19 protein-coding genes are annotated in these 20050 nt (G+C 34.9%); 4 read left to right on the top strand and 15 right to left on the bottom strand.

The genetic code is table 11. From position 1 onward, the window contains the following. Nucleotides 1-75: 75 nt before the first annotated feature. From AB3U99_RS03225 to AB3U99_RS03210, 4 genes are all read right to left on the bottom strand, one after another. Complete coding sequence (locus AB3U99_RS03225) at nt 76-306, bottom strand: excisionase family DNA-binding protein (protein WP_400245380.1); 231 nt, start codon at nt 304-306, stop codon at nt 76-78. A gap of 1060 nt (nt 307-1366) precedes the next feature. Then, complete coding sequence (locus AB3U99_RS03220; protein WP_400245377.1) at nt 1367-1957, bottom strand: class I SAM-dependent methyltransferase; 591 nt, start codon at nt 1955-1957, stop codon at nt 1367-1369. Between the two features lie 56 nt (nt 1958-2013). Further along, nucleotides 2014-3600 carry a response regulator gene (locus AB3U99_RS03215; protein WP_400245375.1) on the bottom strand — a complete coding sequence of 529 codons (1587 nt, stop codon included), beginning with the start codon at nt 3598-3600 and terminating at the stop codon, nt 2014-2016. Further along, nucleotides 3581-5386, bottom strand: a complete 1806-nt coding sequence (locus AB3U99_RS03210) for a sensor histidine kinase (RefSeq protein WP_400247941.1) — start codon at nt 5384-5386, stop codon at nt 3581-3583. Before AB3U99_RS03210 ends, AB3U99_RS03215 begins: the two co-directional genes overlap by 20 nt. A 293-nt stretch (nt 5387-5679) precedes the next feature. On the opposite strand from AB3U99_RS03210, the gene AB3U99_RS03205 reads away from it, so the two are divergent. The 3 genes from AB3U99_RS03205 (at nt 5680) to AB3U99_RS03195 (ending at nt 8806) form a co-directional block, all read left to right on the top strand. Beyond that, nucleotides 5680-6588, top strand: coding sequence for a carbohydrate ABC transporter permease (locus AB3U99_RS03205; protein ID WP_400247940.1), 909 nt, complete (start codon nt 5680-5682; stop codon nt 6586-6588). Then, nucleotides 6588-7415 (top strand): carbohydrate ABC transporter permease, encoded by an 828-nt coding sequence (locus tag AB3U99_RS03200; RefSeq protein ID WP_400245373.1) that lies wholly within the window; start codon nt 6588-6590, stop codon nt 7413-7415. Before AB3U99_RS03205 ends, AB3U99_RS03200 begins: the two co-directional genes overlap by 1 nt. Before the next feature lie 92 nt (nt 7416-7507). Beyond that, nucleotides 7508-8806, top strand: a complete 1299-nt coding sequence (locus AB3U99_RS03195; protein WP_400245370.1) for an ABC transporter substrate-binding protein — start codon at nt 7508-7510, stop codon at nt 8804-8806. A 432-nt stretch (nt 8807-9238) separates the two neighbouring features. Here the strand turns inward: AB3U99_RS03195 and AB3U99_RS03190 are convergent, their stop codons facing one another. From AB3U99_RS03190 to AB3U99_RS03160, 7 genes are all read right to left on the bottom strand, one after another. Next, nucleotides 9239-10393 (bottom strand): 3D domain-containing protein, encoded by a 1155-nt coding sequence (locus AB3U99_RS03190; protein WP_400245368.1) that lies wholly within the window; start codon nt 10391-10393, stop codon nt 9239-9241. A 218-nt stretch (nt 10394-10611) separates the two neighbouring features. Then, nucleotides 10612-11064: a GNAT family N-acetyltransferase gene (locus tag AB3U99_RS03185; protein ID WP_400245366.1), complete on the bottom strand. Its 453-nt coding sequence runs from the start codon at nt 11062-11064 to the stop codon at nt 10612-10614. Nucleotides 11065-11080: 16 nt separating this feature from the next. Beyond that, nucleotides 11081-13021, bottom strand: a complete 1941-nt coding sequence (locus AB3U99_RS03180; RefSeq protein ID WP_400245363.1) for a GTP-binding protein — start codon at nt 13019-13021, stop codon at nt 11081-11083. 106 nt (nt 13022-13127) lie between these two features. Next, a complete protein-coding gene (locus AB3U99_RS03175) occupies nt 13128-13544 on the bottom strand; it encodes a DUF2809 domain-containing protein (protein WP_400245361.1) in 417 nt (138 codons plus the stop codon). A 172-nt stretch (nt 13545-13716) separates the two neighbouring features. Continuing rightward, entirely contained in the window at nt 13717-13920 is a 204-nt protein-coding gene (locus tag AB3U99_RS03170; RefSeq protein WP_312096035.1) for a zinc ribbon domain-containing protein, read from the bottom strand. A gap of 134 nt (nt 13921-14054) precedes the next feature. After that, nucleotides 14055-14798: a phosphotransferase family protein gene (locus AB3U99_RS03165; RefSeq protein ID WP_400245359.1), complete on the bottom strand. Its 744-nt coding sequence runs from the start codon at nt 14796-14798 to the stop codon at nt 14055-14057. A 39-nt stretch (nt 14799-14837) separates the two neighbouring features. Continuing rightward, the gene (locus AB3U99_RS03160) at nt 14838-15338 is read right to left on the bottom strand and encodes a GNAT family N-acetyltransferase (RefSeq protein ID WP_400245357.1); all 501 of its coding nucleotides are present in this window, start codon (nt 15336-15338) and stop codon (nt 14838-14840) included. Between the two features lie 230 nt (nt 15339-15568). On the opposite strand from AB3U99_RS03160, the gene AB3U99_RS03155 reads away from it, so the two are divergent. After that, nucleotides 15569-16348 (top strand): nitroreductase family protein, encoded by a 780-nt coding sequence (locus AB3U99_RS03155; protein ID WP_400245354.1) that lies wholly within the window; start codon nt 15569-15571, stop codon nt 16346-16348. Nucleotides 16349-16692: 344 nt separating this feature from the next. On the opposite strand, the gene AB3U99_RS03150 is transcribed toward AB3U99_RS03155, so the two are convergent. The 4 genes from AB3U99_RS03150 to AB3U99_RS03135 form a co-directional block, all read right to left on the bottom strand. Beyond that, a complete protein-coding gene (locus tag AB3U99_RS03150; RefSeq protein ID WP_400245352.1) occupies nt 16693-17214 on the bottom strand; it encodes a PadR family transcriptional regulator in 522 nt (173 codons plus the stop codon). A 62-nt stretch (nt 17215-17276) separates the two neighbouring features. Beyond that, on the bottom strand, nt 17277-18125 hold the full coding sequence (locus AB3U99_RS03145) for a sialate O-acetylesterase (protein ID WP_400245350.1): 849 nt from the start codon (nt 18123-18125) through the stop codon (nt 17277-17279). A 472-nt stretch (nt 18126-18597) separates the two neighbouring features. Next, the gene (gene metK / locus AB3U99_RS03140; protein ID WP_349204721.1) at nt 18598-19755 is read right to left on the bottom strand and encodes a methionine adenosyltransferase; all 1158 of its coding nucleotides are present in this window, start codon (nt 19753-19755) and stop codon (nt 18598-18600) included. A 33-nt stretch (nt 19756-19788) separates the two neighbouring features. Beyond that, nucleotides 19789-20049, bottom strand: a complete 261-nt coding sequence (locus tag AB3U99_RS03135; protein ID WP_349204719.1) for a EutN/CcmL family microcompartment protein — start codon at nt 20047-20049, stop codon at nt 19789-19791. Between the last annotated feature and the right edge of the window lies 1 nt (nt 20050).

Below are 20050 nucleotides of genomic sequence, written 5' to 3'. Positions count from 1 at the left end.
TAATATAAGGATATCACTGCATAAATGTGGCTTAGTGCAGTAATATCCTATTTGCCTACCTATTAAACAAAAGCTTTAGTCCTCATCCTTAATATCCAAATCTTCGGGAATCGGTTCACTCCACACTTCTTCTACAAACTTTTTATATTTTTCAACTTGCTTAAAGTGCGTATTAAATTGCTCTTGGTTAATAAGATAATCCGTTCCATCATAAATTGCTCGAATTTGGTTTTGTAAAATAAGATTTTTCACTTTTATTTCTGAAATCGAAAGCAGCTCTGCAGTCTCCTTCACTGATAAATACATAAAAAGCACCTCTTTTAATCCATTTGCCGTTCTTCTTTACACGGACTCCATTTAAAATTAACTCTTTCTTTATATTGCCTTCATTAACGACCTGTATAGTTAAATTATCGGTACAATCAAAGGAGGATGCATAAATGAGTTTCCTACTAAACAGCTTATTTTTAGTTATGATTTTTTGTTGTTTCTCTTTTATATTCTATCAGTCTTTCTTTACTAAAACTAGAAAAGTAAATGCTCCACGTTCAACATCTATTCAATTAGAAAAGAATTCCTGTGATAGCGAAAACACAGGAGTATTCTCTAAAGATATCAAATTTTACGCAGAATAACGTTCCCGCATAGCAGAAATGATTTTTTCTTCAAAATCCCAATTACTGATACAGATATTTTTACAAAAGGCTGTTTTCTAGAAGATTGTTGTTTTTTCAATAGGAAAAAAGAATTAGTTGGAAAAATAGAGCAGCCGGAATACCCGTAGACTCCCTGTGGGATTAGCGAGACAGTCCGAGACCCTGCAGGAGCGTAGTGAGGCCACTGAAAAAGTATAGTTATCCAAATTAAATGAGGATTTGGGTCTTTAAAAGCGAATAATAAGTTGGTTTGGAGAGGTGACCGCTTGACTCCTATGGGAGCTGTGAGACAGTCCGAGACCTGCAGGAGCGTAGTGACGAAGCGGCTCAGCGCGAGCCCCACGGAAAGCGCAGTGTATCCCGGCTGCGGGCGATAGCAACAAACTTTGCGAAAAAAGCCTTACAAAAAGAAAAATCATCCTTTCTTTTTAAATCGATACGGATGATCTTGATTCCTCCTATTGATGGATAGCTGCTTCTCCCTTTTGAAAATGGAATAGCCACTCTTCCAAAGCAAAGATAGTTATTGGCTTCGCATAATAATATCCTTTGATAATTGGCGATTCATTTTTAGAAGATAAATTATCTTTACTTGATCAACGCTTGCAATGAAAAAATAGTAATTGCTCCTCTCTTAACTCCCTACATTTTAAGGTGAAAGTCTTACTGACCATTAATTCTAAATCAACTTGCTTAGTCTTTAATCCAAGTCAGTACACAGATTTATAAATTATAAACTGGTCCTTATCCTTATTTTTTCCTACTTGCACTTCTCCTACTCTGGAAAAAGAGGGATGATTCTCCATAAAGAATCGGTATTCATCAGAAGGGAAATATAGGATGAGCCTCACTTCACGATTTCCTTCTTCAAGCGAATACATGATATTGCTGATAATTCTTCGAAAGATTTGAATGGAAAAGGGATTAAAAAAGTAGAAATAGTTCTCTTCTTTTCGAATCAGATAATCTTCGGCTGTACCTAGATAAAAGCGTATCTTTTCTTTCGATCTCTTCCTTCGTTTCGTGTACTGTTCCAAATTAACTAAAGCATCCTGATAAAATTCTTCATTCATTTCAATTCCAGTTACAGTAGCCTGAAATAAATAATGAATGAAAAAGTTTAATCTTCCTTTCCCACATCCAAAATCAACTACATGATCTGTCTCATAAAGTGGAAATTCATGAAACAGCTTTTCTAGATGATCATATGGAGTTGGCTCATACCGATGATAATGGTACGATTTATTGAATCCTAGTTGAAATTCCTCGGTTTCAATATCAAGTAACTTGTCGTAGTTCAATGCAAACCCCTTTCCATTATTCCCCAGCTCCTTATAGAAGAAGACTAAGGATAAATTCACTTTAAATTATCTATTTTCATCTCACGAAATTCATTTGGTGAAACGCCTACTATTTTTTTAAATACTTTGCGAAAATATTTATCATCTTGATACCCGATCATATTTGCAATATCATACACCTTTAGATTACTACTTTTCAATAATTCTTGCGCTTTTTTAATTCTTATCGATACTAGATACTCGGAAATATTTATTTGATATTCCTGTTTAAATTTTCTTGATATATATTCTCTGCTTATGTAGAAATGCTCCGAAATTTCCTGAAGTTTAATCTCTCGATGAAAATTTGCTTTTACATACTTTTCAATTTCGTGGATAACATTTTTGGACGTTCTTGTATTTTGTCTTTTGACTCGTCTAAGAAATAATGCGATTTCTCTTTTCTTCCTTTCTTTATATGCTTCTAACTGAAATACATCCTCTTTATCTATAAATGGATAAATTTGCTCCTCTACATCTGTAGGTAGGCTAAATGGAAGATTAAACTCCTTATGCCATCTAGCACTTATCATCTGATATTCATTTTCCAAATGGAGAAGCTGCCTGAAGGATAATTGCTGTTTATTGATTAAATCTGTTTGAATTTGTCCAATGAGCGAATGAAAGGCATGCAATTCACCTGTTTGAATGGCAATTTTAATAGAACTAGCATAAGACATTAAGGTTTTAATCTCTTTCTCATCATTTTCCGTAATAATTTTTTCTTGGCAATTTCTCAGAACATTTCTATTCATTATAATAGACTTGGCATGTTGATAAGAAAGATTCAACTGTGTCGCAGAGTCTACTTCTATACCCAGTGCAATCGTACAAGTTAATCCTAATAATTGTTGAATATTAGTATGTATTTCTTTGATTATGAAAACGGATTCTTCTTTATTTTTTTTTAAAAGAAGGACAATTTCCCCTTTACTCGTTACATATTGGAAAGCAATTCCATTACTATTTTTGTTAAGTTGCTCATTTATTATATTTAATAGCGTAAAAATGGTAAGATCTTTATCCCCATCAAATTGCTCAACGGCTATATTGCTTACTTGTAGAAGTCCAATTGTATACGCTTCCGCTATCGTTAAACGAAATTCTTCCCACACACTTTTATCTACTGGATCATTGTTAATAATCTGCGTTAACTTCTGATCTCGATATGCCGGCTTCATTTTATTAATAAGACGGTTTTTACTACGTTTATTTTTCCTTTCCTTTTCCTCCTCATTCCACTCTTTCACTACCCTTATTAAGGTATCATTCAGCATTTCAGGATCAATTGGTTTCAACAAATAGTCTGAGCTACCATAATGCATCGCTTTTCGCATATAATGATAATCATCATAACCGGTAACAACAATCGTTTTCCCTCCCGTATAATGCTCATCCATCCATTTTAAAAGCTGAGTTCCATCGACTTTAGGCATTTTCATGTCAGAAAATATTATTTCGGGATTTAATGATTGAATCATTTGAATGGCATCTTCTCCATTACTGGCTTCGTAAATTTCCGTAATCTCATTTCCTTCCCAATCAGCAAGAAGCTTAATTCCTTCTCGTACATGCTTTTCGTCATCAACGATTAGTGCCCTCATATCCTTCCACTCCCTCTTGTAAAGATACTGGAATACGAACCATTACAGTAAACTCGTTATTCTCCACACTTTCCATTACCAAGGTGGCTTTTCCCCCATAGTAAAGCTGCAACCGATCGTAAATATTTTTTAAACCAATTGAGTCTTGTTCTTTTCCTTCCTTCATCGTTTCTCTTCGATACAATCCTTTACGAATGACCTCCAATTTTTCTTTTTTTACACCTCTTCCATTATCCTGAACACTAAATATTAATTGCCCCTCCTTTATATAAGAACAGATGGATATTGTTGCATCCTCCATCGTATCGCTAAATCCATGTTTAAAGCAGTTTTCAACGATTGGTTGGAGAATCATTTTTGGAACGAATATTTCTTCCGTATTTGGTGAAATATTCATCGTTATGTTCAGCTCTTCTTCAAATCTTTGTTTCTGAAGACCAAGGTATGATTTAGTGTGTTTTATTTCTTTAGAGAATAGGACCATTTCTTCTCTCATATTCATACTGTATCGCATCATATCCGATAGAGAAGTCAATAGTGAATAGACAGGAACTGCCTTCATCTTTAGTGCAAGTGTGCCAATAGACTGAAAGCTATTGTATAAAAAATGCGGATTTATCTGTGATTGTAATACTTTCAGTTGAGCTGATTTATTTTCCAATTGTAATTTATATTCTTGGTCTATTAACCTATTGATTTGTAAAACCATCGATTTAAACCGTCTGCCAAGCATGCCGATCTCATCATTTCCTCTGATTTCAAAATCAGCCTCAAAAATTCCTTGCTCCACCTTTTTCATATTATCGATTAAAACCTTAATGGGAGCTGTAATTTTAAAGGAAATGATTATAGTTATGATTAAAACAATGATTAAAGCCACTAAGGCAATAATCGTATTCATATATGCCGTTTCCTTTGCGCTTTTGTAAAGACTGGAGTAAGGAATGCTTTTTATCATATACCAACTATTATCTTGAACAACAATATTTTCATAAAAGATTACTCCTGAAAAATCCTTGCTATCCCAATTCATGCTATTTTGATGAGGATTATTCTGTACTGCATAAACCCATTCATCCTGACTTTTCTTCCCTATTAAAGCATTATTAGAAGAGTAAATAATCGTTCCGTTCTCATTTATAATGGAAAGATTTTCATTATCCTTATATAGCCTATTCACAATTCCATCTATTTTTGAAAGATTTATATCAATAGACATAAACCCTAGAATATCGTTAGATGGCACATTTCTAATTTTATTATGAAAAGATAGTACCGTTGATTTCTCAGAGTTAGGAATAATCGATAATCCATTGTAACTATAAATCGTATGTGGTGGTTCTATTAATGAATAGTTTGTTTCACCCTGCTCTAATTTTCGATAATAAGGATGAAAATAGATATTTTGATTTTTGCCTCTTCCGCTTATTCGAGAGTGATAATTTGTAAAAGAGTCTCTTCCTTTATTAATATATAAATGCATTTGTTCAATCTCGGAACGAGAATTATATACATAGGCTAAAACTCGACGCACCTCCTCCATATTCTCTTTGTTATTCTCCTCAATCCCTTGAGTCAACACATTCATGAAAGGAGTATAACGATATAAAACAGTGGACATTAAAGCAATATCTTCCAAGTAAGTAGTTAGCTCTTCCCTTCCTTTCACCATTAACTCTGTGTTATAAGTAAGTGACTCCTTGTTAATATTATTTATCGTCTGATAATAAGTAAGGAGTATACCGGTTCCAAAAGGAAGAATAGTAGCAAGAAGTAAGAAAATCATCAATTTTTTCCGTATACCCCAATTCATATATGGTCGAGAAATTTTAAATAACTTTTTAATTCCAATATATAGAACTAAAGACTGTCATTCTAAAAATTCTCTACCCTCCTCTCAAAATAGTATCCATATAAAAATAATACATAAGGATTGGTCAATATATTACACCTTCCTCGTCAATGTAAACGGTTACTACGAATGATAAAACCATTATATTATAAATACAGGAGGTGCAGAAAGTGAATAATCAAAATAATGTAGAAAAAATAATAACCCCCCCTGTTCATCAGTCAAATGTGAGTAGAAAAAACTCACTCTCTACAAAAAGAAAGAGAAACTGGAAGGAAGTAGGATTATTTTCCCTGTTTGTAGGTCCTGTCTTTATTGCGTTTACAATTGTTGTTCTCATTCCATTTTTTTCTGGCATCTATTACTCCTTTACTGATTGGAATGGAATTACTGGAGAAATCAAATGGGTAGGATTGGAAAACTTCCAGTATATATTCACAGAAGATACACAGTTTCTCCAATCTTTCAAACTCACTGCTATGTATACCATTGTGGCGATTATTTTGACAAACACAATTGGCTTTGGTCTAGCCTTGCTTGTAACTCAAAAACTAAAATCTAGTAATCTATTACGTACCGTGTTTTTTATGCCTAATCTACTTGGCGGCCTCTTACTCGGATTTATCTGGCAATTTATATTTATTAGAGGATTTGCTTCTATTGGGGAACTAACTGGAATTCCACTATTTGAGCTCGCATGGTTAGGAGATAAAAATACTGCCTTTTGGGGAATCGTGATTGTCAGCGTGTGGCAAGGTGCAGGATATATTATGCTCATTTACATTGCAGCATTACAAAATATCCCAAAAGAACTAATCGAAGCAGCAAAAATCGATGGAGCGAACCGTTTTCAAGTCTTACGAAATATTAAAATCCCGCTCGTAGCACCGGCGGTCACAATCTGTTTATTCTTAACAACCGCATCTTCCTTTAAAATATTTGATGCAAACCTTTCCTTAACAAATGGAGGGCCATTTAAATCAACAGAAATGCTAGCGCTTAATATTTATACAGAGGCATTTGTGAATAATCGCTACGGCATCGGGGAAGCGAAAGCCCTTATCTTCTTTATTGTCGTGGCAACCATCTCCATTTTACAGGTCGCGATTACAAAGAAAAGAGAGGTGGAATCGTGATGGAAAACAAGTACACGAGCAGAACTTTTTTAATGGAAGTATTCGGGATTATATTAGGTTTACTATTTTTGATTCCCTTTTATTATGTTATTTCTAATTCACTAAAATCATTTTCCGAAATATTAACTAATACATCTGCATTACCAAGCGCATTTCATTTTGAAAATTATCTAAATGCTTTTGAAAAGTTAAGCTTTCTTAAAGTATTTAGTAACTCTCTTCTTGTAACTATTGCAAGCAATATTGTATTAGTAGTGTTCTGTTCGATGGCCGCTTACATGCTTGTCAGAACAAAAAAGAAAATAAGCAATATCATCTTTATGGCCTTTGTTGCCGCAATGATTATCCCTTTCCAATCGATTATGATTCCATTAATTAAAACAGCATCCAGCTTACACTTACTTAACAGTATTTGGGGTCTAGTCTTCATGTATTTAGGCTTTGGTTCTGGGATGACAATCTTTTTATACCATGGTTTTATAAAAGGAATCCCCGTGGAATTAGAAGAAGCGGCTATTATAGATGGTTGCTCCCGTTTCGGAGTATTTTGGAGAATTGTTTTTCCATTATTAAAACCGATTACGGTAACCATCATTATCCTAAATAGCCTATGGATATGGAATGACTATTTATTACCGTCACTAGTATTACAAAATCCAGAATTGCGGACGATTCCACTTGCTACCTTCTTTTTCTTTGGTCAATATACAAAACAATGGGATCTTGCATTAGCCGCACTTATGATAGGAATCATCCCATTATTAATTTTCTTCTTTTCTATGCAAAAACACATTATCCAAGGAATTACTAGCGGGTCTATTAAATAAGGAACAAAGAGGTTGTCTTCATAATTAATTCTTTTATTGCAAAGCTGCCTCTTCCATATATAAGTTATTTTCTATAAATAGGAGGAAACCAAATGAAGTTCAATAAAATGAAAAAGTATTCCTTATTAACTGGTATCTTAACTGCTTCCCTTCTTTTCGCAAGTGCTTGTTCCAATGAAGGGGCCTCAAGTAATAATGAATCTAGTAAAGATGATAAAGTTGTGGTTGACTTATTTAATGGGAAAGTAGAAATAGCTGATCAATTAAAAGCACTAACAGACGAATATACAAAAGAACATCCAAATGTAACATTTAATATTGAAACTGTCGGTGGAGGTGCAGATGGAACAGCAGCCTTAAAAGCGAAATTCGCGTCTAATACTGCTCCTGATATTTTTGGAAATGGTGGATATCAAGAGGCCTTGACTTGGCTAGATAAATTAGAAGATTTATCAGATCAGCCATGGGTAGAAGATGCTTACGAAAGTGCGTTAGTGCCGATGACAGTTGATGGAAAAATCTATGGCCAGCCTGTGAATCTAGAAGGATATGGTTTTGCCTACAATAAAGAGTTATTTAATAAAGCAGGAATTACCGAATTACCAACTACTTTTTCTGAATTAGAAGCTGCAGCAGAAAAATTAAAAGCTGCTGGCATTACTCCTTTTTCGATTGGCTATGGAGAATGGTGGGTATTAGCTAATCATGGACTGAATGTACCCTTTGCTTATCAAGATGATGCAGATGCATTTATTAAAGGATTAAATGATGGCTCTACAAAAATCGCAGGCAATGAGCACTTTAATAAATTCTTTGATTTACTAGATTTAACTATAGACTATGGTAATAAAAACCCGTTAACAACAGACTATAATACACAAGTAACTTTGTTTGCAACTGGCGAAACAGCAATGATTCAACAAGGTAACTGGATTCAACCAATGATAGATAAAATTACTCCTAACTTGGAAGTAGGCTTTATTCCAATGCCATTAAGTGATGATGAAGCAAAATCAGATAAACTAATGGTTGATGTACCTACAAACTGGGTCGTTCATAAAGATGCTCCTGAAAAAGACAAAGAAGCAGCATTAGATTTCTTAAACTGGATGGTAACTTCCGATTTTGCAAAAGACTCGATTGTAAAAGATTTCAAGTATGTTCCTGCATTTGAAACAATCCAAGCAACCGCAGATGACATTGGTCCATTAGGAGCTGAAATTCAAAAGTATTCACAGGAAGGAAAAACCTATACATGGCAATTTATGAAGTATCCTGATGGTGCTGGCCAAGAGTTCGGAGCTAGTCTTCAGGCATATATTGGAAATCAAAAATCACGTGAGGAAACAATGAAAGCATTAGATGATACGTGGGAAAAACTTAAAAAATAGACTAATAGGAGAGAACTGCTAAACACTATTGCTAATTATTCTATATCAATCTAATCTTAACAATTTATTTAAAATTTATTGATACTTTCGTCATATATTATTCATATTCTATGGGTATGATAAACCTATAGTCATTAATAGCTTTTTCAAGTCCCCCCTTGAAATTGATAGATGTAAGGAGTGCCATAGTACACGGCACTCCTCTTTTTTTGCAAATTCAAAGCTCTTACTTGATGAAAGCGCAAGCGCTGTACAAACTGTGTACCGTGACTGTAATAAAGGAAACACGAAGTGCGATAGTGATTCGATGTTGACTTACGCAACTGGGTGCCCGGAGCTCGTTCAGAAAAATTTAATCTTTCTTAACTGTGAACAAAAAAAAGACTCTTCACTATAGAGAGTCTGGCTTACAAGATAAAAGTATCTATTAAATTAGTCCAATATTTTTATTTTAACCGTCTTGCGTCCCCACGCCTTTGCTTTACTGGTTGATGACATTAAGACATCGATTTTATGCCCTCTAATCGCGCCACCAGTATCTCCAGCAATAGCTTCTCCATAGCCTTCTACCCAAACTTTTGATCCTAATGGGATGACTGCTGGATCGACTGCAATTAACTTCATATTCTTATTCTTTTTTATATTATATCCAAGTGCTGTATAATCAGATTTTGTATCCTGATGACTATAAGCAGTAGCCGTTACATAAATAACATCTTTATTACTAGAAGACTTGCTAGTCGATTTACTAGAAGATGCTTTACTTGATACACTTGCCACTTTATCCGATGTACTTACCTTTACGACGACATTATTCTTCTTTACTTCTTCTTGATCCTTCTTCAATGCAGACTCTGCTTCGCTTATTTGTGCAAGCACGGCATTTTTTTGGCTTTCAGCTAGCTGCACTTCTTTTGAAATGGATGCAAACTTTTTCTGCACAGCCGAAACTGCATCTTTTCTTTTAGCTAGATTTTGTTGCAGTTCATTTTGAGAAGCTGCAAGTTGATCATATTGTCCTGTTAGTTCTTCCTCTTGCTGATCAATTGCTAGTTTCTCTTTTTCAATTTTCTTTAAATCTGCTTCCTGCTGATCCAATATATTTTTATCCCCATCAAAAATGATTGAAATAGCTGTTGCTCTACTAATAAAGTCAGCAAAGTCCTTTGCATTTAACAGTACTTCTAAAACAACATTCGTTTGATCTGTATTCTGCAAGGAAACTAGACGCTCTTTCATAACGTCTTTACGTGCTAATACTTTATCTTCTAAAACAACAATTTCTTCTTTCTTTTTCTCTATTTGTTGTTGCGTTTCTTCAATTTTTGCTTGCAGATTCGCTATTTTTTCTTTATTTTGCTGCATTACTGTTTCAACGGCTTTTAAGTCTTCTTGAACAGCTTCCAACTCTTTTAAAGTTTTTTGCTTTTCTGCTTCTTTTTCGTTAATCAATTGCTCATTTTGATTCAATTGATTTTTCGCTTTGTTAAGTGTTTCTTGACTCGTTTCTGCTTGTACCACAATCGCTGATGTCAAAAAGATGACACTACTTAGCGAAATGGCCATTAGTTTTTTTAAGGAACGCATCTAAAAACCCCTTTCTCTATTGTTATAACACATGAAAGAGGTTTCTAAATTACAATTCTATTAAAATAATAAGTCATTCTTTTTAAAATTAGTTTACAAGCAAGCTAGCAAACCTTGAATATTACCTAGCATTCCGTAGGGCTAGAAGGGAATATTACACTTTGTTACCTTTGTAATATATCTGTTAATTACTAATATTTATCCTTTTCTAAAATGGATTATATATCCTGTGTGAGCCTTATCATATCCACACACTGGATTCCATTTTCATAGATTTCTTCCTCATAGTTTTTCAGAAAAAAATCTTTATCAATACGATTGATTCGAAACCCACATTTTTGATAGAGTGCAAGCTGACCAATACTGCTATTACCAGTTCCAACTTCTATCACTTTATTACCAAGCATTCTCGCTTCCTCTATCGCATGCATAACTAACTTTTTTCCTAAGCCTGTTCCTTGATAGATTTCAGCAACTGCTAGATTGATCAATTCAATTGATTCTTCTATTGTTGGTAGCAAGACATAGACACCGATAATTTGGTCCTTTTCTTCAGCAATATAGCATAAACCCTTTTTAAGATATTCTTTTACTAGATTTTCAGATGGATCTGCTGTTAATAGTAACTCGATGGGAGGACTTTCCTCTTGTGTTAGCTTTCGAATGATCATGGATTCTTTTCCCCTTCTATAGACAATGCATCATTACTTCTGCCTTCTCCCAAGGAACGGTATATCCAGCTCCTTTTGCACAAAAAATGGAGGAGGATGTATACTCCTGATCAGCATTTTTATCATAGCCTAGCCTGTCGATCACTTCCTCTTCATTATGACAAGGATAATAACCTGCAAATGTTAAGGAAAGCTGCCCTTTTCCTTGTGTGAATGATGCAAGAGTCGTACTATATTCCATAAAGGTAGCAACAGGAACCTTACCTGTGAGAACTGCTTTATCATCTATTGTTTCAGGCGTATTAAATTCCCCATATGCTGTTTGTATATCAGACAAAACCCTGCCCATTTGTACTAAATCTACCTTTATTTTAAAGGAATAATACGGCTCTAATAAGCGGTTACCCGCTTTCTCCAAACCTTGCCGTAATGCACGAAAGGTAGCTTCTCTGAAATCTCCGCCATGTGTATGTTTATTATGCGCTCTTCCCGTTAAAAGGGTGACTTTTATATCCGTTAACGGAGAACCTGTTAAAATCCCATGATGCTCCCTTTCAAAGATATGCTGGCAAATGAGATTTTGGATAGCAATAGACAAATCATCTGTATGACAAGTGCTCTCAAATACAATCCCTCGATTCCTTTTACCAGGCTCTAATTGAAGATGCACTTCCGCATAATGGCGCAATGGTTCAAAGTGTCCATAACCTATAGTGTCTGTATCAATCGTTTCTTTATACAAAATTTCAGGCCGGTCAAACTGAACCTGTAAAGCAAATCTTTCAAATATTATTTGCTGAAGAACCTCTAGCTGTATTTTCCCCATAACATGCAAGTGGATCTCCTGCAGCTTTTCTTCCCATGTCACATGAAGGGATGGATCCTCTGCTTCTAATAGTTTAAAAAATTTAAGTGCATCCTTTTTATTAATACCTGGTTCAAAAACAACCTTCGAACGAAGGGTTGGCACTAATTCATACTCTGCTTTCTCAAGAAGCTCTCCGACTCCATCGCCTACAACTGCATTTGTAAGACCAGTAACAGCAAAAAGCTCTCCAGCATAGCCCTCATTTACTTGCTGAAATTGAGTCCCATTATATTTACGTATTTGTGTAATTTTCTCCTTGTCGCCATTTCCATTCAAAAGCTCCTCTCTCACCCGTAATGTTCCACTTTTCGCTTTAATAAAGGTAATTCTCGTTCCGGACTCATCATAACGGATTTTATAAACCCTTCCCGAAAACGTTTCAGCCTTTTTGTACAATGTTGTCGTCAAGTGATCAAAACAATTGAAAAATTCTTTTACCCCTATATCCTGTAAGGCAGATCCATAGGCATAAGGATAAAGACGAGAAGAACGAATCATTTCCTGCATTTTTCCAATCCAAAGTGTTGGTTGATAGCCTTTATCCATATAGTAATCAAGAAGCGCTTCGTCTCGTTCAGCAATAAATTCAATAAGCTCTTCGGACATATTACTCCCATCAAATGAGGAAATATCACATACATCTGCCGTAAATTGTGAACGTATTTCTGTGAGAACACGCTCTACATCCGCTCCAGTTCGGTCCACTTTATTGATAAAGAAAAACGTCGGAATCTGATGTTTTTTTAGAAGACTCCAAACTGTTTCGGTATGTCCTTCGATTCCCTCTACTGCACTAACAATGACAATCGCAAAATCCATTACTTGAATCGCTCTTTCCATTTCTGGAGAAAAATCAACATGTCCTGGGGTATCAATTAAATAATACGTTGAATTTCCGTATTCAATAATGCCTTGGTCAGCAAAAACGGTAATACCTCGTTGTTTTTCAATTAGATGACTATCTAAAAATGCACTTTGATGATCCACACGCCCCCGTTTTTTAATACTATTTGTATGATAAAGAAGCTGTTCGGAAAAAGTCGTCTTCCCTGCATCGACATGTGCTAATATTCCAATCGTTTTATTCATTTTGCCAACGACTCCTATCTGATATATGCATTATTATATTAAGTAAGTTTAATCCTATCATGACTTTGCAAGAGTATTCTCATTTATAAAGAAAATGGACTCCAGCTTATCTATCATTTTTTCCGCAAATTAATAATTTGTCCACTAGACAAGCTATCGCTATCCCTGATAAATAGCGGACTAGATCAATGAAAAGGAATCCTCTTCCTAATATCAGCGCACCCAATATTGAATTTCTGAGCTCATTTATCCAATCTGCTTGATATAATTGACTGAATTCTATTCCAAAGCTAAACAGGATACTGCACATCACTGCCAGAAGGATTTTTTTTCCAACTAAGAAAAAACGAAAACCAAAATATACCATCATTGCCCAAAATATGTCTCCTGCATGTTCACCAATAAAATCCGGAAGCAGATTACTAAATCTTCTGGAGAAAAGTCCTAATGCCGCCATAAACAAGGCAGTAACTATGTAATTTTTTCTCTCATTGCCTTTGAATTTTCCATTTAGCTGTTTCATTTTCACTCACTAAGTTTAAATTTTTATTAATATATATTTATTATAATTATTCCCTTTAAGGCTTGCCATGTTTTCATTTTCAAATTTCTAGACAAAATAAAGAGACCAACAGAGAATGGTCTCTACGCATCATTATTAGGTTTATATTTTCATCAAATTAGAACAGGCTACCCTATCCTAAAAATAAATCTAAAATATTAGACGCTTTTGATGTTTGTTTATTATAAAACTCTGAATACCCACATTTCTTGCAGAAGACAACAGTAAATGTATTATGCTGAATATCCATTAGCTTTGATAAGCCTGTTCCTGACATTGCTACGTCTTTTGTTCCTACTTCTGTTCCACCGCATTTCACACAGCCTTTACTTTCCATACCCAATCACTCCTTATTCTTAGATATTATACCTTTCGTGAAAGTTTCCCGACGTGAATCCAACAATACTTCTTTAATTTGTGTATCTTCCTATATAATTACGTATGAAAATGGATTAAGTTTCATTTCCATTTTTATAAAAAACGATTAATAATCTTCAAAAGCTTGTCCTTGTTATCCGGAGAAACATTTTCGCTTAATCGTGAGGCTGCAACGATAGGCATCCATTCTAGTATCACAGCTTTTGTATAAACGGTTTTGCTGCAATATAAATCCAAATATAAATCAGCAAGTTCCTGATGATTTTCCAGATAAAGGAGATAGGTTCTACATATATCTGCACAAACATCTCCTGTTCCTGCATCTACCCAATCGATTATCCATACTTTGTCATCGGCTTGTACGAGATTATAAAGGTGAAAATCCCCATGGCAGAGTCTTTTCTCATTTGGCATTCCCTTCAATTTAGCTAAAATGATTGATTTTATTTTACCCTCTAGAATATGCGAGCCTTCCACTTGGCTGCGCCACTTTGCCGAGATTGGTGGAAGATTCTTCCCTTCATAATGATGAATTTGTTGTTGGATATCGATGGACTTGCTCATATAATATTCTGCCTTCTCAGGATTCTCAAACAATAAATCTCCTAAAGTTTTTCCTTTTATGTATTCCATTATTAAAACTTGATTATTGTCCATTTTGTTTATGTCTATAACTTTCGGAACAGGTAAACCACAAGAATGAGCAAATCTTTGTTTCGATGCCTCCATTGCCGATTCTGTAGATGGAAGATAGTCTTTATATATTTTGAAAATTTTATTATCATTTAAATAAATCTTTGCTGTATTTCCACTAGCTAATGGTTCTCCTAAATTCACTCTACACACTCCCTACTCTTAAAAACACAGAATGATTACTTAAGCAATAGCTCTAGCATATCGTAAAGATACCTGCTCTTCTCCTGTTTCTGTAGCTGTTATCTTTTTCTCTTGAAAAATAAAGCCTCTTGCTTCATAAAACGGGATTCCTCTGTGATTTCCCTCTTGTACAGAAACCCACTGCCTTATTGCACCAAGCGCTACCTGATCTTTAGTCAATGCTTCAAGTAGTAGTGTTCCAATCCCTTGATAGCGGTATTTTTCATCTATATAAAGAACGAATACCTCAGAGACATTTTCGTCCGTTATTCCTCCTCCAATTACGCCAACTACTTCAGAATCAAGTAGTGCAACATAGGAATAACTCCCATTCTCCATATCCTTTTCAATTCGATCAAGCTGGTACCAAAATTCAACCGTTTGCTTCTGACATTCTTCACTAAGCTTTCCTTCTACCGTTTGCCGCCAACCAGTTGAGCAAATTCTATGAATCGCTTTCGCCTGTTCTGGTTTTGGTTTTTCAATTGAAATTTGTGTCATGCTTTGTTCCCCTTCTTCTAATAAAATTTTTTCAACTATCCATTAGCTAAAGGATACCATTTTATTGATTAAGCCCCCAAAAGAAATGACAATTATGTCATAATTTTTTGTTTATTTCGAATCTACTTTATACGCTGGACTAAATAGTTTACATTTCAAGAGGAATTCTAGGGGGAAAAATTGAAAGATATAGTATAGCGAGTATGCAAAAATGAATGAGGAGTGATCGTTTGGAATTAAAAGATGTTATACACGGGCATAGATCGATACGACAATACGAAGATAAGGAAGTTAGTCAAGAGCTATTGGATCAAATATTAGAAGCTGGAATTCGTGCTTCATCCAGTGGGAATATGCAATCTTATTCGATTATCGTTACGAAGGATAAGGAGCTTAAAAACCAATTATACAGTGCACATATGGATCAATCCATGGTTGTGGATGCACCTGTCTTACTTACATTTTGTGCTGATTTCAATCGAATGAGAAAATGGCTTGAGCTTAATGATGCTCCTGTACATTTTGATAATTATATGAGCTTTATGATAGGGGCAATTGATGCAACATTAGTATCACAAAATTGTGCTTTAGCAGCAGAAAATGCTGGTCTAGGCATTTGTTATATGGGATCAACACTTGCAAATTGTGATCAAATCGGCAAACTACTAAATTTACCAGAGAATGTTGTACCTGTTGTAGGTTATTCTTTAGGATATCCAGCAGAAAATCCAGCCCCACGTGATCGGCTTCCAAAACATGGACTTGTTCACTATGATACATATCAAGATTATTCGGATCAAGAGATTCTTGATATCTATAAAGAACGTGATGAAAAAGGCTGGAATCGCTATATGGATGTCCCTCGACTTAAAGAAATGACAGAACAATTAGGATTAAAAAATCTTGCTCAAATTTACACAATTGCGAAGTATACGGAAGAATCTCATCACGAATTTTCACAAACTGTACTGAATTACTTGGAAAAACAAAATTTTATGAATAACGGGTAATAGCTTAATTCCCTTAATGGGAAAGACGGAGCAGCCTGAATACACGTAGACTCCCTATGGGATTAGCGAGAAAGGTGAGACCCCACAGGCAAAGCCGAGGAGGCTCACTGTTCGCCCCATGGAAAGCGAAGTGTATTCAGGCTGCGGGTTATAACAACAGACTTACTGAAACATTTTCCAAGATTAAAACACGAAAAATAATGCAATATATATATGATCGTTGGTGTTTAATGTTAAGTGGAATCCTTATGTCTCAGCCTTATTATCTTTACCGCAAAACCCTTTAACAGAATTTGCTTGTATACTATGAAACAATCTCCCTCTTTAATTCAATACCTCTTAACTTAATTTTCCTTACCTATATCTTTTAGCAAACCTTCAAACCATTGAACATTTACCAAATGATGGGAACGTGAATTTTCCAACATCTTTTTGAAATAAGTAGGAATTGTTTCATTATGCTGAAGCGTTTGTTCTAATAAAAAAATTTTCTTTTGCGTTTGTTCGATTTGTATGTTTATTAGTTTTGTTAGTTCCTCTTTTTTATATTCATCTGCAAATAACATTGCTGCATAAAAAGATAAGTTTATATAATCTGTCTTAGAACCATACTTAAACATCAATTTTTCAAATTCTTTATCACCTAGTTCTGTGATAATATAATTACGCTTCTCTCTCGTATTATCTAATTGGTCAACTTTTTTTATATATTGTTTTTCTTCTAATTGTTGAAGATTATAATAGAAGGATCCCTTAGTAAAATTCACTATATATTTATAGTGCCTCTCCTCCATTAGTGCCAATAATTCGTATCCGTAAGAACCTTGTTTTTGTTTTAATAAGCCTAAAATGAGTAATGGTATCAAAAAAACACCTTCTTTTATTCTTCCGTAAAAGTATGCGAATAGTTATTCCATCCTTTTATCGTTTACTTCTTGTTGATTTGTATGAGCTGAGATTCAAATTCATCATATGAAATTTTCCCTACCGCTAATTCTAGCGTCTTCCTATATATCTTTTCTGATTTGGTATTTGCTCTATCATGAATAAGATTAATCAAATCCTTTTCATTATTTAATGGTTCCAATACATGTTGTTTTTTAGAAAAGGCTTCAAAATATCGTAAACCAAATTTTCTTTGAGAAATTGCATCAATATGAATACCATCAGGATTAGAAGTTAAGCCTTCTGCAGTGACAAAATAGCAATTGTCTTGTGCAAAAGCAAATTTTTGCAGCTCTTGATTAATGAAGCTATATTCAGTAGAATATTTCCCAAATCCCTTTTTGCCTAGAAAATCTCCTAAACCACCAATAATAAAAGGAAGATCCGGAGCATTTAACTCCACTCTAAGAGCCTCAACAATGGAAAATAATTTATTATAATAGACTTTGTAATTCCCATTCATACTATCGCTTTCTCCTTGGTGCCATAGAATTCCTGTTAACTCACTATTCTCCATCGCAAATTTAGCTTCGGTAATTGCATGTCGAAAAAGCGGTTGATCGATAGCCCATTCATCCAGTGTGCTTCCACCTTCCGCACAAGGAATGAGGCCAATCCTATCATCTTGATTTTCGCGACTCCATGCTTCTGCAAAGGAACCAACCATACTAATTCCTGAAACAGGACGATCATAATTGACAGGCTCCGTCATCATTTGCCATCTTCCATTACGCAACATTTGTATTCTCTCATTATAAATCGGAGGAACTTCATGGATAAATCCTCGTCCCGCCATATTTGACTGTCCTATCATTAAAAACGATTTAATCATTTTTTTGCATCCTTTCTTTTAGTAATATTTTAATCATTGCCTTCCATACTTTTTAAATTCAGCATCTGATTAATTCTTTAATAGTATGGTTGTTTGAAACAATAATTTTAGTAGACTATCTTTGTAATCAAAGCTTCTACTTTACGTTTAGTCTAATTAGACTAATGACTTTTAAAATATTATAGTCTAATTAGACTTTTTGTCAAATTTTTTTCAGAAATATAGCCAATATATACTCTAGAGGATGTAGCGAACAATACATTCTTTAGTTACAAAAAAAGCCCCCCTCCCTTAATACCCCATCATTTTTCAGATTTTTCTGATTACTTAAAGTAAAATCAGGGTTTGGATGGGAAGTGTTTTTCTATTTCCGAGAAAGAATCTGCCAGGGAACCTGTTCCCCTTGTCCTTGATAAATGAACAACTTTCCTTTTATGGTTCCTGGCACTAAACTTCTAAACTTCTAGTACAATTAAATAACAACTTTCCTTAACTCCTTTAATAACTCTACTTGATTAATCTTTTCCCAAGGATACTGATTATTTTTAAAATGTCCATACGTACTAGTATCAGAAAAAATGGGCTTTCGTAACTCTAACTTTTCGATAATTCCTTTCGGTGTAAAATCAAATATTGTTGTAACCGCAGCATATAGATATTCCAATGGAATCTTTTCTGTTCCATAAGTGTTGATATAGTATGACACTGGCTTTGCGATTCCTATCGCATAAGAAACAGAGATTTGGCAGCGATCTGCTAAATCTGCTGCGACAATATTTTTAGCAGCGTAACGAGCCATATATGCCCCAGAACGATCTAGTTTGGTGCCATCTTTCCCTGAGAACGCCCCGCCTCCATGCGGAATTAGTCCGCCATATGTATCAACAATTATCTTCCGACCAGTTAAGCCAACATCTCCTTTTGGTCCACCTGTAACAAATCTTCCCGTTGGATTAATCAGTATCTTCGTTTGCTCATTTAATAAAGAAGACGGAATAACAGGTTTGATCAGGTTTACCAATAGATCTGATTGTAATTGCTGGGTAGAGATATTTGCTCTGTGTTGTGTAGAAACGATGATATCCGTTACCCGTAAAGGATGTCCATCTTCTGTATATTCCACCGTTACCTGCGATTTTCCATCTGGTAATAAATAAGATAAAATACCGTCTTTTCTTAATTCAGTCAACTTTTTCGTTAACTGGTGAGCCAATGTAATCGGCAGAGGCATCAATTGATCCGTTTCTTTACAAGCATAGCCAAAAATGATTCCTTGATCTCCCGCTCCAATTTCAGTGCTTTCTTTAAGAACACCTTGTGTGATGTCAGGTGATTGTTGATGAATATTTTGGATTACATAACAATTATGGGCATCAATTCCGATTTCGTCACTAATATAGCCGATTTTCACTAAGGTTTCCCGGGCGATTTTTTCTACGTCCACTATTGCATTACTTTTTACTTCGCCCGCGATAACCAGTAATCGTTGAGAAATCATACACTCCACCGCCACATGGGAAAATGGGTCTTGTGTCAGATAAGCATCTAAAATGGCATCAGAAATTTGGTCACAGATTTTATCCGGATGCCCTTCTGTAACAGACTCAGATGTAATTTGGTAGATTGACATATTTCTAGTCTCCTATTCCTATTATTATTATTATTATTCAAACGTATCCACAATTCCGACAATGGTAGCATCAATTGGTGCATCCTTTTGTCCACTTGCTACTCGTGCGGAACTTCCTGTAGCCACTAGAACATATTCCCCACGCCCAGCTCCCACTAAATCTACTGCAACCAGTTCCTTGTGAATCCCTTCATTCTTATGATTAATAAGTTCAACTATCATTAATTTGAATCCTGTTAGAGTTTCTTCTTTTTTCGTGGAGACCACATTCCCTACTACTTTTCCAATATGCATA

It is taken from the genome of Niallia tiangongensis (assembly GCF_044704065.1).
Taxonomy (GTDB): Bacteria; Bacillota; Bacilli; order Bacillales; family Cytobacillaceae; genus Niallia; species Niallia tiangongensis.
This window is presented reverse-complemented; position numbering and strand designations above follow the sequence as displayed.